The 15,971-nt window shown below is 74.1% G+C and carries 17 protein-coding genes; 7 read left to right on the top strand and 10 right to left on the bottom strand.

What is annotated here, in order from left to right; genetic code table 11:
* Positions 1–48: 48 nt before the first annotated feature.
* Positions 49–1,518, top strand: a complete 1,470-nt coding sequence (locus tag ACFYUV_RS28370) for an IclR family transcriptional regulator C-terminal domain-containing protein (protein ID WP_387672996.1) — start codon at positions 49–51, stop codon at positions 1,516–1,518.
* A 43-nt stretch (positions 1,519–1,561) separates the two neighbouring features.
* Here ACFYUV_RS28370 and ACFYUV_RS28365 read toward each other — a convergent pair whose 3' ends face one another.
* From ACFYUV_RS28365 to ACFYUV_RS28335, 7 genes are all read right to left on the bottom strand, one after another.
* Positions 1,562–2,527 carry a helix-turn-helix domain-containing protein gene (locus ACFYUV_RS28365; protein WP_387672993.1) on the bottom strand — a complete coding sequence of 322 codons (966 nt, stop codon included), beginning with the start codon at positions 2,525–2,527 and terminating at the stop codon, positions 1,562–1,564.
* Positions 2,528–2,581: 54 nt separating this feature from the next.
* Positions 2,582–3,316, bottom strand: coding sequence for an SDR family NAD(P)-dependent oxidoreductase (locus ACFYUV_RS28360; RefSeq protein WP_364336828.1), 735 nt, complete (start codon positions 3,314–3,316; stop codon positions 2,582–2,584).
* Positions 3,313–4,362 carry a 2,3-butanediol dehydrogenase gene (locus ACFYUV_RS28355; protein ID WP_387672990.1) on the bottom strand — a complete coding sequence of 350 codons (1,050 nt, stop codon included), beginning with the start codon at positions 4,360–4,362 and terminating at the stop codon, positions 3,313–3,315. Before ACFYUV_RS28355 ends, ACFYUV_RS28360 begins: the two co-directional genes overlap by 4 nt.
* Positions 4,359–5,600 (bottom strand): MFS transporter, encoded by a 1,242-nt coding sequence (locus tag ACFYUV_RS28350; RefSeq protein ID WP_358292510.1) that lies wholly within the window; start codon positions 5,598–5,600, stop codon positions 4,359–4,361. Before ACFYUV_RS28350 ends, ACFYUV_RS28355 begins: the two co-directional genes overlap by 4 nt.
* 36 nt (positions 5,601–5,636) lie before the next feature.
* Positions 5,637–6,170, bottom strand: coding sequence for a 2,4'-dihydroxyacetophenone dioxygenase family protein (locus ACFYUV_RS28345; RefSeq protein WP_352324601.1), 534 nt, complete (start codon positions 6,168–6,170; stop codon positions 5,637–5,639).
* Positions 6,171–6,285: 115 nt separating this feature from the next.
* Positions 6,286–6,537 carry a hypothetical protein gene (locus ACFYUV_RS28340; protein ID WP_352352674.1) on the bottom strand — a complete coding sequence of 84 codons (252 nt, stop codon included), beginning with the start codon at positions 6,535–6,537 and terminating at the stop codon, positions 6,286–6,288.
* Between the two features lie 78 nt (positions 6,538–6,615).
* Entirely contained in the window at positions 6,616–6,978 is a 363-nt protein-coding gene (locus ACFYUV_RS28335) for a hypothetical protein (protein ID WP_364336820.1), read from the bottom strand.
* 115 nt (positions 6,979–7,093) lie between these two features.
* Between ACFYUV_RS28335 and ACFYUV_RS28330 the strand changes: the two genes are divergently transcribed.
* The gene (locus ACFYUV_RS28330) at positions 7,094–7,573 is read left to right on the top strand and encodes a proteasome activator (RefSeq protein WP_358292506.1); all 480 of its coding nucleotides are present in this window, start codon (positions 7,094–7,096) and stop codon (positions 7,571–7,573) included.
* 19 nt (positions 7,574–7,592) lie between these two features.
* On the opposite strand, the gene ACFYUV_RS28325 is transcribed toward ACFYUV_RS28330, so the two are convergent.
* Complete coding sequence (locus ACFYUV_RS28325; protein ID WP_387672985.1) at positions 7,593–8,618, bottom strand: DUF6221 family protein; 1,026 nt, start codon at positions 8,616–8,618, stop codon at positions 7,593–7,595.
* A 143-nt stretch (positions 8,619–8,761) separates the two neighbouring features.
* Between ACFYUV_RS28325 and ACFYUV_RS28320 the strand changes: the two genes are divergently transcribed.
* From ACFYUV_RS28320 to ACFYUV_RS28305, 4 genes are all read left to right on the top strand, one after another.
* Entirely contained in the window at positions 8,762–10,003 is a 1,242-nt protein-coding gene (locus tag ACFYUV_RS28320) for an SRPBCC family protein (protein ID WP_387672983.1), read from the top strand.
* 185 nt (positions 10,004–10,188) lie between these two features.
* A complete protein-coding gene (locus tag ACFYUV_RS28315; protein ID WP_387672981.1) occupies positions 10,189–12,372 on the top strand; it encodes a transglycosylase domain-containing protein in 2,184 nt (727 codons plus the stop codon).
* A gap of 98 nt (positions 12,373–12,470) precedes the next feature.
* Entirely contained in the window at positions 12,471–13,076 is a 606-nt protein-coding gene (locus ACFYUV_RS28310; RefSeq protein ID WP_387672978.1) for a superoxide dismutase family protein, read from the top strand.
* Between the two features lie 88 nt (positions 13,077–13,164).
* On the top strand, positions 13,165–13,497 hold the full coding sequence (locus tag ACFYUV_RS28305) for a putative quinol monooxygenase (RefSeq protein ID WP_358292493.1): 333 nt from the start codon (positions 13,165–13,167) through the stop codon (positions 13,495–13,497).
* 4 nt (positions 13,498–13,501) lie between these two features.
* Here the strand turns inward: ACFYUV_RS28305 and ACFYUV_RS28300 are convergent, their stop codons facing one another.
* Both ACFYUV_RS28300 and ACFYUV_RS28295 read right to left on the bottom strand, forming a co-directional pair.
* Positions 13,502–13,888, bottom strand: coding sequence for a DoxX family protein (locus tag ACFYUV_RS28300; protein ID WP_387672975.1), 387 nt, complete (start codon positions 13,886–13,888; stop codon positions 13,502–13,504).
* A gap of 26 nt (positions 13,889–13,914) precedes the next feature.
* Positions 13,915–14,910, bottom strand: coding sequence for an NAD(P)H-binding protein (locus ACFYUV_RS28295; protein WP_387672972.1), 996 nt, complete (start codon positions 14,908–14,910; stop codon positions 13,915–13,917).
* A gap of 117 nt (positions 14,911–15,027) precedes the next feature.
* On the opposite strand from ACFYUV_RS28295, the gene ACFYUV_RS28290 reads away from it, so the two are divergent.
* The gene (locus tag ACFYUV_RS28290) at positions 15,028–15,807 is read left to right on the top strand and encodes a CPBP family intramembrane glutamic endopeptidase (RefSeq protein ID WP_387672969.1); all 780 of its coding nucleotides are present in this window, start codon (positions 15,028–15,030) and stop codon (positions 15,805–15,807) included.
* Positions 15,808–15,971 lie beyond the last annotated feature (164 nt).

The following is a 15,971-nucleotide window of genomic DNA, read 5'->3' as shown; positions in this document are numbered from 1 at the left end:
TAACTGGGGCGTTCCTGTCAAAGCCCCCACCTGGACGAGGAGTCGCCGATGGAACCGGCCGGGACCCTGGAGCGCGGCCTGGCCGTGCTGCGCGTGCTGGCCGCCGACCCCGGGCGGCCCATGCGCGCGACCGACCTCGTCCGCGCCACCGGGCTGGCCAGGTCCACGGTCGACCGCGTGCTGGCCACGCTCGTGCACCTCGGCCACCTGCGGGCGCAGGGCCGCGACGTGCTGCTCGCGCCGCCGCTGATGGAGCTGGGCGCGGCCTACCTGGCCTGCGACGGCCTCCAGGAGAGCCTGTCGCCCCTGGCCGAGCGGCTGGCCGCCGAGCTGGAGGAGTCGGTCTCGCTGGCCGTGCCCGACGGCGACGGCGTGCGCTTCGTCGGCCAGTTCACCCGGCGGCGGACGATGTCGGTGGCCTTCCGGGTGGGCGACCTGCTGCCCGCCGGGCGGTGCGCGGCCGGGCTGGCCCTGCTCGACCCCGCCGCGCCGTGGGCCGAGGACGACCAGCTCATCGAGCCGGGGCTGATCGCGGTCGCGCTGCCCGTCCGCGACCCCGGCGGCACGGCGGTCTGCGCGGTCAGCGTGGTCAGCCACACCAGCAGGCACACGGTGGCGGGGTTGCGCGAGCACGCCCTGCCCCGCCTGCGCGCGACGGTGGCGGACATGGAGGCCGTCCTGGCGGCCCAGGCCGCCCGCCCTCGGGAGCCGCGCCGCGCGCCCGCCGGGCTGGACGGTTCGCGGGCCGTCAAGGAGGAGCTGGGCATGGGCTATCTGCAGTCGCTCGCCCGCGGCCTGGCCGTGCTGGTCTCGCTCGGGTCGGCGCGCGGCGGCTGCACGCTGGCCGAGTCCGCCAGGGTGACCGGCCTGCCCCGGGCCACCGTCCGGCGCGCGGTGCAGAGCCTGGAGGGCCTCGGCTACGCCGCCGCCGTGGGCGACCGCCACGTGCTGCTGCCCAAGGTGCTCGAACTCGGCTACGCCCACCTGTCGGGGCGTACGTTCGGCGAGGTGGTCCAGCCGCACCTGGCCGACCTGGTGGCGCGCGTCCGCGAGTCGGCGTCGGTCGCGGTGCTGTCCGGCGACGACGTGCTCTACGTGGCCCGGGTGCCCACGGTCAGCATCATGAGCGTGGACATCACGGTCGGCACCCGCTTTCCGGCGTACGCCACGTCCATGGGCCGGGTGCTGCTGGCCGGGCAGCCCGCCGCGCGGGTGGCCGCCATCGAGCCGAAGCCGCTGTCCCGGCACACGATCACCTCGCCGGACGAGCTGGCCGCGGCCGTGCGGCAGGCCGCCGCCGACGGCTACGCGCTGGTGGACCAGGAGCTGGAGGAGGGCGTGCGGTCGATCGCCGTCCCCGTGCGCGGGCCGGACGGACGCGTGGTGGCGGCGGTCAACGTGGCCACGCACGCCGGCCGGGCCAGCCGCGACCACCTGCTGCGCGACGTGCTGCCCGAGCTCAGGCGGACGGCCGCGCGCATGGAGGCCGACCTCGCGCACACCGGCCGGCTCCCCTGACGGGCCTCCCGGCTGCCGACCGGCGCCCTGGCGGGCCTTCCGGCTACCGGGTGGCCTCGGCGCGGGCCTCGCTCGGGGTCAGGCCGTACCGGGCGCGGAAGAGGCGGGCGAAGTGGGCCTGGCTGGAGAAGCCCCACCGGTGGGCCACGTCCGCGATCGTGGTCTCCAGCGCGCGCGGCCCGGTCAGCTCGGCGTGCGCCCGGACCAGCCGCCGCTCCACGATGTGCCGGGCGGGCGTGCGGCCGGTGGACTCGAAGATGCGCGCCAGGTGCCGCACGGAGATGCCCATGACCCCGGCCACCTGCGCCGCCCCCAGGCAGGGGTCGTGCAGGTGCCGGTCGATGTAGTCCTCGGCGACGATGAGCTGCGACCGGTAGGCGTCCGGCCCGGGACGCCCGCCCGTGCGCTCCTCGGCGAGCTGCCTGAGCAGGTCGAGCACGGCCCGCTCGGCCTCGGCCGGGTCGGGCGCGGAGCGCAGGGCGGCCAGGCCGCCGATCATCGAGCGCAGCGCGGCCACGAGCACGCCCTCCCGCGCCGTCGCCCTGCCGAACACCATCGGCCCCGGCAGCCCGCCCGCCACGCACGCCTGCGCGAACAGCTCGCGCGGGACGTCCACCAGGATCTGCCGCATCGAGGAGGAGAACCCGAACAGGTACGGCCGGCGCGTGTCGTAGACGACCAGCTCGCCCGCCGTGGCGGCCAGGCAGCCGTTCTCGTGCAGGAACACCGCCTCGCCCTTGAGCAGCAGGGTCGCGAACACCGAGTCCTTCGGTGTGGACCTGACGGTCTGCGGGCTGCGCTCGATCGCGTGGGCGTTCCCGGCGATCTCGGCCAGCCGCAGCCCGGCCAGCTCGATGTTGGTCTGCCTGGCCAGCAGGCCGTGCTCGGAGTACGACGTGCACGACAGGCCCACCAGCGCCCTGCGGTTGTAGTCCTCCCAGAAATGGATGCGCTCGGCGGGTTCGACGTGCTCGGTCGTGGCCTGGGAGATCACGGAGACGGCGGACAAGGCGACCCTCCTCGCGTTCGTGCCGGTCAGGGGACACACAGCTTAGGTGAGATGTCACACAGCCAGATAGCCTCCGTCCACGGGGACGACCGCCCCGGTGACGTACGACGCGGCCGGCGAGCACAGGAACGCCACCACCGAGGCGACCTCGCGCGGCCTGCCCAGCCGCCCGCCGGGGATGCGGGCCAGCACCTGGGCCAGGGCCGGCGGGTCGTCGAGCACGCCCCGGGCCAGCGGGGTGACCACGAAGCCGGGGGCGACGGCGTTGACCCTGATGCCGTCGGCGGCGTACTCGGCCGCCAGCGACTTCGTGAGCTGGGAGACGCCGCCCTTGCTGGCGCTGTAGGCGGGCCGGTCCCTGCTGCCGGAGAAGGCGAACATGGAGGAGACGTTCACGATCGCGCCGCCGTGCTCGGCCAGCGCCGGGCGGGCGGCCTGGCAGGCGACCATGGTGGCGGTCAGGTTGACCTCGATGACGCGCTGCCAGCGGGCCAGGTCGTACTCCTCGCGGTCGTGGCTGACGCCCGCGCAGTTGACCAGCGCGTCGAGCGGGTCGCCGGCCGACAGCAGGCGGGCCAGGCCGCCCCGGTCGAGCACGTCGTGCTCCACCACCCGGACCAGCGGGTGCGCGGGCAGCTCGGCGGGGTCGGCGGGCGGCAGGCCGAGCGCGGTCACGGCGGCGCCCAGCTCGGCGAGGAGCACGGCGGTCGCCGCGCCGATGCCGGACGTGCCGCCGGTCACGAACGCGTGCCGCCCGGCGAACAGCCCTGGGGCGAGTCCGTCGGTCACCGGAGCCGCCCCTCGTCCTGAGCGGGTCGTACCAGCACCTTGACCTGGTCCTCGCCGCGCAGCAGCGCCTCGAACCCGTCGCGGACCACGTGCTCCAGCGGGATGGTCGCGGTGACGATCGCGGCCAGGTCCACGCCCTCCTCGGCGACCATGCGGATCAGCTCGGGGTAGGCGTCGCGGTAGCCGACGCTGGTCACGATCGTCTGCTCGTTGTTGACCAGGGCGAAGGCGTCGAGGGAGACCGTGCCGGTCAGCCCGAGGAACACCACCCGGCCGCCGCGTCTGGTGGCGGCCAGGCAGGCGCGCAGCGTGCCCTCCGAGCCGACGGCCTCGAAGACGACGTCCGCGCCCTCCCCGCCGACCGTCTCGGCCAGCCCGTCGCCCGTCGCCGTCTCGACGCCGAGGCGGCGGGCCAGCTCCAGGCGGGCGGGCGAGCGGTCGGCGGCCACCACGCGGCCCGCGCCGGCCCGCGCCGCGAAGCGGGCCGCGAGCAGCCCGATCGGGCCGAGCCCGAGGACCGCGACGGTGTCGCCGGCGCGGATCCCGGCCCGCCGCACCGCGTGCAGGGCCACGGCCGCGGGCTCGAACACCGCCGCCTGCTCCAGCGGCACCGACCCGGGCAGCCGGTGCAGCATGTACGCGGGCACCGTCGCCCGTTCGGCGAGCCCGCCGTGCCCCATCAGCCCGGCGAACCCGAAATGGCGGCAGATGTTGTACTCCCCCGCCAGGCAGCGCGGGCAGTTCCCGCACCGGTAGTGCGGCTCCACCGCGACCCGGTCGCCCACGGCCAGGCCGGTCACGCCCGCGCCGAGGCCGGTGACCGTGCCGCAGAACTCGTGGCCGAGGACGATCGGCGCGCGCACGCCGGACTCCGGATGCGGCTCGCCCACGGGGATCGCGTGCGGGCCGTCGGCGTACTCGTGCAGGTCGCTGCCGCAGATCCCGCAGTACGCCACCGCGATCGCCGCCTCGCCGGGGCCGGGCTCGCGCACGGGGACGTCCTCGACCCGCACGTCCTTGGCCCCGTGCCAGACCGCGGCCCTCACGCGGCCGCCCTGCGCAGCACGGCGGGGGCCGTCTCCTTCAGGGCGAAGGCGAGCCCCACCACGACCAGCGCGCCGCCGGCGGCGATGAACATCGCGGCCTGCAACCCCCACTGGTCGGACGCCCAACCGGCGACCATCGGGCCCAGGAAGCCGCCCGCCAGCTCGCCCACGCCCATGATCACGCCGAGCGCGGTGGCCAGCGCGCCGCGCGGCACGGTCTCGGCCGGGATGGTGGCCATGAACAGCGTGAAGCAGCCGAGCCCGGTGTAGGTGACGATCATGATCGCGCCGAGCAGCACGGGGCTCTCGACGTAGACCACGGCCAGCGGGCAGAACACCGCGAGCGCGGTGAAGCCGATCAGCGCGGGCTTGCGTCCCAGCCGGTCGGAGATGGCCGGGGTGGCGAAGCCCCAGAGCACCCAGGCCACGCCCAGGCACGTCATGACGCCGCTCATCGTGCCCGGCCCGAAGCCCTTCACCTGCGTCAGGTACGTCGGCGTGAAGGTGATGATGGTGACGAACCAGGTCAGGTAACAGCAGGCGATGAGCATGCAGACGACGATGTTGCGCAGCTTCAGCACCTCGCCCAGCGGCACCCGCGGCTCCTTGGCGGGCGCCTCGGCCGCCGCCCGCGGCGACCGCTCGCGGACGAACTTGGCGATCAGCAGCGCCATCACCAGGCCCGGCACGATCGTGACGTAGAAGGCGACCCGCCAGTCGTAGGTCTCGGCGATCCACACCACGACCAGCGGCGCGAGGATGCCGCCGAGCAGCCCGGCCGACGAGCCCTGCAACAGGCCCATGTTGAAGCCCCTGCGGCGTTCCCGGCTGGCCTCGACCATGAGCGACTGCGCCATCGGCAGCACGGCGCCCTCGGCCGTGCCCATCAGCGCGCGGGCGGCCAGCAGCCCGGCGAACCCGCCCATCAGCCCGGACGAGGCCGAGAACAGCGAGAACAGCACCACGGCCACGACCAGGATGGGCTTGCGCCTGCCGAGCGCGTCGGACAGGCGGCCGGCGAACATCCCGGCCAGCGCCCAGGTGAGCGCGAGCACGCCGGACAGCGTGCCCAGCTCGGCGTTGGACAGGCCGAAGTCCTGGTCCATGTAGGGCGCCAGGAACGACAGCGCCTGCCGGTCGAAGAAGACGAAGCCGAAGGACAGGAAGAGGATGACGAGAAGGCGGTTCTCGTACCGGTCGGCGGCCCTGGTGTCCGGCGCGGCCGCGATGTCGGTCATGACGCTCTCATTTCGGGGGATGCGGCGGGGCGGCGATCAGCGGAACAGGGAGTTGACGTAGTCGGCGCCGATGCCGACCTTCTCGTAGTGCTCGCGGCACATCTTGATGTAGTCGTGCACGTCGAAGAAGCCGTCGGGGTCGCCGTTCTCGTCCAGCCAGACCAGCGGGCCCTTGACGATGAAGAACGTCTTCATCGGCTCGCCGCTGTCGTAGGCGACCAGCGTGTGGCCCTCGCCCGGGGCCTCGTAGACGAAGTCGCCCGCGGTGGCCGTCCAGGGGCGTTCCAGGTAGCCCCACTTGCCGGAGATCGTGTACGCGAACACCTCGTGCGGGTGGTAGTGCCGGTTGACCAGCCCGGCCTCCTTGGCCCGCAGGATGTCGGCCCAGCTGTTGTCCTTGACGTTGATCCACAGCGGCCGGGAGCCGACGGTCTCGGTGAAGGGCACGTAGTACCGGTCGTCGTCGGTGGCCACCTTGGACAGGTACACCTCGGGCAGCGCGTCCGGCCGGAAGGAGTTCTCGATCGGCCGCAGGTCCTTCCAGAACTCGCCGGTGGGGTTGTCGGGCATCTGAACGGCCCCTTTCGTGTCGTGTTCCCGGCAGTGAATCCCGGCCGGGCCGACACCGTCTTTCCCCAGGTGGACGTGGCGGCTTGCAGATTCAGGACATGCGACCGCGCCCGCGTCAGGCGCCGAGGTCGCGCACCACGTTGTCCAGCCGCACGGCGAGGTCGTCGAGGGCCTGCCCGTCCGTCGCGGCGCCGTCGGGGAGCTGGGCCATGACGTCCTCGCGGCTGGCTATCACCAGCCCCCGGTGGGCGTCGTCGATCTCCGCGGCCCGCAGCACGACGCAGTCGCCCCGGACGAACACGAGCGTCGCGTCGGCGTGCTCCGACTCCAGCAGCCTGCGGACACAGTCACGGTCGATGAGAGACATCTCGGCTCCTTCTTCCCCTCAGCGGGCGTGTACCCCCACAGAAGGACCGAAACCCCAGGTGGTTGCCCCGGCGTCGCGCTAGCCGAAGGTGGGCGGGCCGCCGTCGTCGCGCGCGCGCCGCCGCGCGAACACCACCAGGTACGCGGCGGCGGCCACCGCCAGGATCGCCGGCGGCAGCGCCAGCGGCAGCCGTCCGGCCAGCACCGCGAGCACCGCCAGCACGACCCCGGCGAGCAGCAGCAGCGCGGCGGCCAGCAGGCGCAGGCCGAGCGCGTTGGACGGCGGCGGCTTGCGCGGCCAGTGCCCCTCGCCGCCGCCGTGCACGCCGGGCACGCCGGTGTCGCTCACCACGCCTGAGCGGCTGATCTCGTCCGGGGGCGGCGGCTCGCGCAGCACCGGAGCGAAGAACTCGTCCTCGGGATCGTCGTCTCGCCGGTTCATGAGGGTGACCCCTACCCAGGATTCCGGCCGCTCCCACGAGTGAACGGCGGGGCACCGGGAAGAGCTGTTGCTGGCGGTAGCGAGCCGCTCACCTGCGTGAACGAGGACTGAGGACATGACGACGACGCCGCATCCAGCATCGGGGGACGAGCAGCGCGAGCACACCCTGCGCGATGCCGTGAGGACGGACATCGAGAGCGTCGAGGAGCCCGCCCGGCTGCTCCGCGTGAGCGCGATGGCCCGCAGCCTGCTGGAGGAGGCCAAGGGGGTGCACCTGGAGGAGCGCGCCAGGGAGCGCATGCACCGCATCTACGAGCAGGCCATCCGGGAGGTCGCCGGTGCGGTCGCGCCCGAGCTGCGCGACGAGCTGGAGCGCCTGCGACCCACCCCGAACGGCGGGACGCCGACGGAGATGGAGATCCGGGTCATGCAGGGGCAGCTCGTGGGCTGGCTGGAGGGCGTCTTCCAGGGCATCCAGGCCGGGCTCCAGCTCCAGCAGGCCGCCGCCCGCCAGCAGCAGCTCGGCCTGCACGCCGGCCGCGCCCTGCCCCGCCCCGACGGCGTCCGCGCCCAGGGCGACGGCAACTACATGTAGACGCCGGAGCCGGGAGCCGTCAGCGGGAGGGGCTCCATTCGGGCCGCCAGCCGGGGCGCAGGCGGTAGCCGTAGGCCAGGTGGCGCAGCGTCTGGCAGGGAGAGCCGGCGGCCTCGCCGCACACCGGGCAGAGAGCGTCCCCGGCCGACAGCGGCGGGGTGTGCTCGTTCAGCAACGCCAGTTCGGCGCCGCAGCGGGCGATCGCGTCGGCCGGGTCGTGCAGGGCGATGTGGATCGCCTCGACCGGGTGGAGCAGGTCGTCGTCGTGGAAGCCGACGCGGGTGACCGTCCGCCCGCCGCCGAACTCCAGCCGCCGCGCGCCGCCCGCGCCCTGGCGTACCGGGGCGGTGGCCGGGCCGGCGGCCGTGAGGTAGCGCCAGGGCCCGGCGCCGGCCGCCTCCGCGGTGGCCTTGTCGGCCTCGATCTGCGTGCGCAGCCACTGGACCAGCGTGGCGCCGTCGGTGTCGGGGGCGCCCTCGGCGCCCTCCAGCTCGCGCAGGAACGGGGTGACCGCCGCGTTCAGCTCGGCGACGAACGCCTCCAGCGACGCCTGGGCGTCGTCCAGGTTGGGCAGGCCCTCGGCGCGCGGCCGGGTGGGCGTCGGCAGCCGGTCGCCGGACAGGGGGATGCGCAGCTCCAGCGTGCTCAGGGCGGTCGGCGTGCCCTCCGCGCCGGCCGCGTACGGCTGCTCGCCCTGGTGCCGCCAGCTCGACCAGCCGTCCGGCAGCGGGACGGGCGGCGGCGCGGCGAGCTCGACCACGGCCAGCGGGTCGCGGCCGTCCTCGGCCCGGTGGCAGGCCGCGTCCAGGACCCGGGGGTGGGTGCGCACGTACGGCGAGTCGGCGACCGGGCGGGTGGCGACCTCCCAGGCGGCCAGCGCGAAGTGCAGCGGGTCCAGCGTGACGCCGCTCGCGCCCGGCTCCCCGCCCGTGGCCGCGAACGCGTGCCGCCACCTGCGTAGCTGTTCGCCGTAGTGCTCCTGCGTCCCGCCGTGCCCGGCGTCGATCCAGAACGCCTGCGTCGCGGTGCGAGCCGTGCTCTTCATGGCAGAACTCCCCTTAAATCCCCTATCGTGCTTTCTGCCCGGTATCGCGGGCGACCAACGCCTCCGGACCGCCCTCCGTTAGCGCTGTGACCTGCGGGGTAGGCCACGGCCAGCGGGAAGTGCGAGCGAGGGGGATTGTGGTCATGCGCACGACTGCTTTTCGGGGCATCAGCTCCTTCAACGGGGAATCGCGGCAACCGGCTCCGCGGCGCATCCAGATCGTGCACACGGAGTCGCGAGGACGGTCGCACCCGTTCGTCGCGGCCGTGCTCGGCGCCTGCGCCGGGGCCGCGGTGACGTACCTGCTGGATCCGGACCGGGGCCGGACGCGCCGCGCCCGCGTGCGGGACAAGGGCTCGCACGCCACCCACGAGGTGCGCGACGGCCTGGGCGTGCTCGGCCGCGACCTGTCCAACAGGGGCCGCGGGTCGGCCGCGGCGGCCAGGTACCGCCTGACCGGCGGCACCGCCGACGACCGCGTCCTGCACGAACGCGTACGCGCCGAACTGGGCCGCCACATCAGCCACCCGCACGCCGTCGAGGTCGACGTGCGCGAGCGCGTCGTGACGCTCTCCGGCGACGTGCTCGCGGGCGAGGACGAGCGCGCCCGCCAGAAGGTGCGCCGCATCCCGGGCGTCAAGCGGGTGGAGACCAACTGGCACGTGCACAGGGACGGCACCGACGCGCCCCGGCTGCAGGGCCAGGGCCGCCGCCGCAAGGCGGTGCCGGAGCTGCTGCAGCAGCGCTGGTCGCCCTCGGCCAGGCTGGTCGCGGGCGGGGCGGCGGCCTCGATCTGGGCGGTCACCGGCAAGCTGCCGAGGCCGCTGTCCTGGCTGACCCGCTGCGCCGCCTCCGCGCTGGCCGTGCGGGCGGCGACGAACCTGCCGCTGCGCCGCCTCACCGGCGTCAACGCCGGTCGCGAGGCGATCGACGTCAACGCGGCCGTCTCGATCGCGGCGCCGGTGGCGGCCGTGTGGCCGCTGGTGAGCGACTACTCGCTGTTCCCGCGCTTCATGCCGGACGTCGAGGAGGTCCGGCTGTCGGCCGACGAGCTGCGCTCCCACTGGGTGATCAGGGGCCCGGCCGGGACGCGCATCCGCTTCACGGCCACCGAGACCAAGCGCGAGGAGGGCGCGGAGATCGCCTGGAAGTCCGGCGACGGCGAGCTCATCGCCCACACCGGCGTGCTGCGTGTGGACGCCCAGGCCGACGGCCGGACGCGCGTCCAGGTGCACCTGTGCTACAACCCCATCGCGGGGGCGGCCGGGCACGCCATCGCCGGGCTGCTCGGCGCGCATCCCGCGCGCAAGCTGCGGCAGGATCTGATCCGGCTGAAGGAGCACGTCGAGAACCAGGTGCAGCCGGCCGCGCCGTCCCTGCTCTGACCGCTCTCCGGCCGCTCTCCGGCCGCCGGACGGCCACGCGCGACGGGGGTTCGCGCGTGGCCCGTACGCTGGCGTGATATCGATCCCGATATCACCCGATGGCCGATATCGGTCTTGGACGCCGCCTTTCGTCCTGTGCTGTCATGTCCGGGCTTGCCCCTGTTCCCGCCCGGAGGTGCTCCCGCATGCCCAATCGCCTGTCGAACGTCGGTCGGCTCACGGTCGCGGCGATGTCGGCCGGGTTGCTGACGGCCGCAATCACGCTGCCCGCCGTCGGCGGCACCGGCACGCTGGTCGTCTCCGCCACCGAGCAGCTGAACCTCAAGCCGGTGGCGCTGGCCGAGCCGCCCCTGGCGCAGACCTCCACCGTGTACGACGCCCGCGGCGACGTGATCGCCCGCTTCTACGACCAGAACCGCGAGATCGTCCGCCTGGACCAGATATCCGAGGTGATGCGGACGGCGGTCGTCGCCATCGAGGACGACCGGTTCTACCAGCACGGCGCGATCGACCTGGAGGGCACGCTGCGCGCCCTGGTCAAGAACCTCAGCTCCGACCGGCTCAGCCAGGGCGGTTCCAGCATCACCCAGCAGTACGTCAAGCAGGTGCTGCTCAACGCGGCCGGCAGCGAGCAGGACAAGAACAAGGCCCTGGAGGCCAGCTACGCCCGCAAGCTCAAAGAGCTGCGCTACGCGATGGGCGTCGAGCAGAAGTACGGCAAGGACGAGATCCTGCGCCGCTACCTCAACATCGCCTACTTCGGCGCGGGGGCCAACGGCGTGCAGGCCGCGGCCAGGCGGTTCTTCGGCGTCCCGGCGTCCCGCCTGGACCTGGCCCAGGCCGCCACGCTGGCGGGCGCCGTGCAGGACCCGAACACGACCGACCCGAGCCGCGGCAGGAAGGCCCGCGCGCTGCTGCTGGCCCGGCGGAACGTGGTGCTCGACCGGATGGCCGAGCTGGGCAGGATCACGCCGGAGCAGGCGGCCGCGGCCAAGGCGAGGAAGCTGGGGTTCAAGGACGTCCGGCTGCCCAACGGCTGCGGTGACAGCGACTATCCGTACTTCTGCGAGTACGTCCGGCACGAGCTGCTGGCCGACCCGGCCTTCGGCGGCACGCGGCGGGCCAGGGAACGCGCCTTCGCGCAGGGCGGCCTGAAGATCTACACCACGCTCGACCCGAAGGCCCAGGCCGCCGCCGACCGGGCGATCAGGAAGCACGTCGACGCCACCGACGACGCCCTGGCCGCCGAGGCGCTGGTCGAGCCCGGCACCGGCGCGATCAGGGCCATGGCCGCCAGCCGCGGCTACGGCTCCTCGGCCAGGAAGAAGCAGATCTCCTTCAACGCGGTGGCCGACGCGCGGCACGGCGGGCTGATCGGCTTCCAGGCGGGCTCGACGTTCAAGACGTTCACCCTGGTCGAGGCGCTCAAGCAGGGCATGAAGGTGGACGACGGCATCACCGTGGGCAACGGCTACAACGCCCCCTCCACGGCCGCCTTCAAGAACTGCGCCGGCGCCGGCGTCGGCGACCCGTCCTGGACGGTCACCAACGACGAGGGCTCCCCCGGTTTCAAGACGCTGCGGACCGGCACGTGGGGCTCGGTGAACACCTTCTTCATGGCGCTGGAGCAGCGGGTGGGGCTGTGCCGGACGGTGGAGACGGCCAAGTCGCTCGGCATCGCCCGCGCCGACGGCCGCAAGCTGCAGGAGTACGAGACGTTCACGCTCGGCATCAACGAGACCGACCCGGTGACGGTGGCCACCGCGTACGCCGCCATCGCCGCCCGGGGCAGATACTGCGCGCCGATGGCCATCACCAAGATCACCGATGCCGCCACCGGCCGGCCGACCTCGTACCGGCCGTCGTGCCGGCAGGCGCTCGATCCGGGCGTCGCCGACGCGACCGCGCACATCCTGTCGGGCGTGTTCACCAAGGGCACGATGAGCCGCGTCGGCGGCATCGGCCGCCCGGCGGCCGGCAAGACCGGCACCACCGACGGGTACGCCACGGCGTGGTTCGCCGGGTTCACCCCGGACCTGGCGGGCGCGGTCAGCATCGGCGACCCGCGCGGCTCGCAGCGGTACAAGCTGGTGAACACCACGATCGGCGGCCGGCACTTCGCCATCGTGGCCGGGGCCTCGCTGCCGGGGCCGATCTGGAACGACACGATGAGGGCGGCGCTGAAGGGCGTGCCCGCCACGCGGTTCACGCCGATCGACACCGGGCGCTTCGGCGGGTGCGGCGACGCCTGCGCGCCCGCCCGTCCCGACCGGGACGCGGACCGTCCCGACGCGGGCGAGCCCGGCCTCGGGGAGCCGGACCTCGACGACCAGGGCGCGGGGAGGACGCCCGTGGTTCCCGGTCCATAACCCCGACGGGTGACTCAAGAGCTATACGACAGGCGGCGCGGCGCGACCGTACCCTCGATGAGTCCGCACATCTCCGCCTCACGAGGGACGGTTCCGCCATGCCCAAGGCACGGACGTTCGGCCGGACACATCTGGCGCTCTGCCTCGCGCTCGCCGCCGGGGTCGCCGCCATCGGCGTGAGCGCGGTGGCCGACGCCACCGCCGCACGCCCGGGCGACCCGCGGCCCGTGGTCATCCGCGACACGAACGGCGTCGCGGTCGGGCGGCTCAGCATCCTGCGCGAGGGGTTCGGGACGGCGCGCGTCTCGGTCTCGGTCAAGGGCCTGACGCCCGGCTTCCACGGCTTCCACATCCACACGACGGGCCTGTGCGACCCGAAGGCCGTCGATCCGGCGACCGGCCAGGTCTCCCCCTTCTTCACCGCCGGCGGCCACCTCGACCTGGCCGGCGCCGTCCACGCCGGGCACTCGGGCGACCTGCCGCCGCTGCTGGTCGGCAAGGACGGGTCGGGCGCCGCGTCGGTCGTCACCGACCGGTTCGGCCTGCGCGAGCTGACCGACGCCGACGGCAGCGCGGTCATCGTGCACGCGCTCCCCGACAACCTGGCCAACATCCCCGCCCGCTACGCCCCGGACGGCCCCGACGAGGCCACCCACAGGACGGGCGACGCGGGCGGCCGCACCGCCTGCGGCGTGATCAGGTGACGCGACGCGCGTGAGACCCGCCGTGGCCGGGCGGCGGTGTGCGGCTAGTCTCGTGCCGTAACGCCGCCGACCTCGGGGAGTTCCCGTCATGATCTTCATCACCGCGAAGTTCCGCGTCCTGCCGGAGCACGCCGGCCGCTGGCCGGAGATCTCGGCCGAGTTCACCGAGGCCACCCGCGCCGAGCCGGGCTGCCTGTGGTTCGACTGGTCGCGCAGCCTCGACGACCCGGCCGAGTACGTCCTCGTCGAGGCCTTCCGCGACGACGCCGCCGGGGCGGCGCACGTGGGGTCGGCGCACTTCAAGCAGGCCCAGCAGGTGCTGCCCGGCTACCTGGCCGAGACGCCGCGCATCGTCAACGCGAACGTCCCGCAGGACGACTGGTCGCTGCTCGGCGAGATGGCCGTCCCCGAGCGCGGCTGACCGCTCAGTGCCGCAGCACCAGCGCCGGATCCAGCGCCAGGGTGGCGACCGCCAGCGCGAGGAACGCGATCGCCAGGTAGAACTGCGGCGAGCGGTCGGCCACGCGCAGGTGCGTGTAGAGGGCGCAGACGAAGTAGAGGACGAGCCCGGCCGCGGCCGCCGTCCCGGCCAGGGGCACGCCCAGCAGGCCGAGCGTCAGCCCGGCCGCGCCGGCCGCCTTCAGCGTGCCGATCGGCCAGACCAGCCACGACCGCGGCACCCCGGTCCGGTCGAGCGCGGGGCCGAGCGACCGCATCACCGGGGCGAGCCGGGTCATGGCGGCGAACCCGGAGAAGGCGTTGCAGGCGATCGCCACCAGCGCGGTGACGACGTAGGCGGTGGAGTGCGGCACGGGATCCTCCGGTCGGTGTCGGCTGGTCATCCCTGCGGCCGGAGCCCGGACGCGTGGCCCGCGGCCGGGTCGTCCTGAGGCTCCTGGGCGGGCGAACGGTCGTCGGCCCGGTCGTCCAGGGGCTGCTGGGCGGGCGAACGGTCGTCGGCCCGGTCGTATTGGCGGGCGAAGGCCGGGGCGTGGGCGGCGGCCCAGGCGCCGAAGGTGCGGGGCGGGCGGCCGAGCACCGCGGCCGCGTCCCCGGTGACCGGGTGCTGGGGGCGCGTGGCGTACCTGGCGTAGCGCGCCAGCAGGGCCTGGACGAACGGCTCCGGCAGGCCGCCCGCGACCAGGCGCCGCTCGGCGGCCTCCGGCGGGATCTCCTCGAAGCGCAGCGGCCGGCCGATCGCCTCGCCGAGCACGGCCACCATCGCGGCGTGGGTCAGCGACTCGGGCCCGGTCAGTTCGAGCCGGCGTCCGGCGTACCCGCCGAGCAGCGTCCTGGCGGCGATCTCGACCAGGTCCCGCTCGTCGATCGGCACCTCCTGGAAGCCCGCGTGCACGTACCGGACGACGTCCCCGGCCCGGATCTGCGGGGCCCACGCCTGGAGGGCGTTGCCGGCGAAGGAGGCGGCGCGCAGGCTGGTCCACTCCAGGCCGCTGTCCACGGCGGCGGCCTCGGCCTCCTTGTTCCGGTCGCCGCGGAAGCGGGAGGGCTGCTCGTCGAGGGGGTCGTCGACGTTCATCGCCGACAGGGCCACCACCCGCCGCGCCCCGCGCTCGGCGGCACGGGTGAGCAGGCCGGGCGCCCCGTCGCCGATGGCGCGCGGGTGCAGGAAGACGGCGGTGACGCCGTCCAGGTGGCCGGCGAGGGTCTCGGGGCGGGCCGGGTCGCCCTCGACGGCCTCGGCCCCCGCGGGCAGGCGCACCCCGGCCGCCGAGCGGGTGACGGCGCGCACCTTGGCCCCTCGGGCGGTGAGCAGTTCGACCAGCGGGCGTCCGAACGTCCCGGTGGCGCCGGTGACGAGAATCATGTCGTTCATGCCCCTTGAGAGGAACCCAGGACGGGAAGTGTGACATCGGCTGGGGCCGATTCACGGGACCCGCCGACAAGGGGTGCTTTATCCGGATCGGAGCGCTGGGCGGCTACTCTGCGGCCCATGCACACCCAGTCACTCGCACACGGTCCGGCCCTCGGCCCCAGGCTCATCAGAGCCGAGATCCTCGTCGTGCTGTCGGTCTCGCTCGGCGCCAGCGCGGTGTTGTCGCTGGTCCGGCTGATCGGCTCGCTGACCGCGCCCAAGGAGCTGAAGGGGCAGCAGGCCGTGCTGGTCGGCTCGCTGGCCCCCGGGCGGCCGTGGCTGGACCTGACGTTGCAGCTCGTGGACATCGCGATCTCGGTGGCGCCGGTCGCGCTGGTGGCGTACCTGCTGGTGCGGTCGGGCGAGTCGTTGCGGACGATCGGGGTGGACCTGCGCGAGCCGGGCCGCGACACGTTGCGCGGCGCGCTGCTCGCCGCCGCGATCGGCGGCACGGGGCTGGCCTTCTACCTGGTGGTCTACGCGCTGGGCGTCAACCTGACGGTGGTGCCGGGGCAGTTGCCCGAGGTGTGGTGGCGGGTGCCGGTGCTGCTGCTGGCCGCCGCGCAGAACGGCGTGCTGGAGGAGGTGCTGGTCAGCGGCTACCTGCTGCACCGGCTGGACCAGGCGGGCTGGGGTCCGTGGCGGGCGGTGGCCGTGTCGTCGGTGTTGCGGGGGTCGTACCACCTGTATCAGGGATTCGGGGGGTTCGTCGGGAACGTGGTCATGGGGCTGGTGTTCGGACGGCTGTACCAGCGGTGGGGGCGCGCGATGCCGCTGGTGATCGCGCACACGCTGATCGACGTGGTGGCCTTCGTCGGGTACGCCGCCCTGCACGGCCGGGTGAGCTGGCTCCCCTGACGCAAGCAACTTGCACGACTGTCGCAAGAAACCGATGAACGCTTGCAGCTCGACAACAAAGCCCCGAAACTCCTTCGCAGGAGCCTTGTGTCGCGGGGTCGTGGGGTCCTACTGTCACCTCACCCCCCGAGAGAATCGAGCTTCGGATGTCAGGCACGAGCACA

It is taken from the genome of Nonomuraea sp. NPDC003560 (assembly GCF_042878785.1).
Taxonomy (GTDB): Bacteria; Actinomycetota; Actinomycetes; order Streptosporangiales; family Streptosporangiaceae; genus Nonomuraea.
This window is presented reverse-complemented; position numbering and strand designations above follow the sequence as displayed.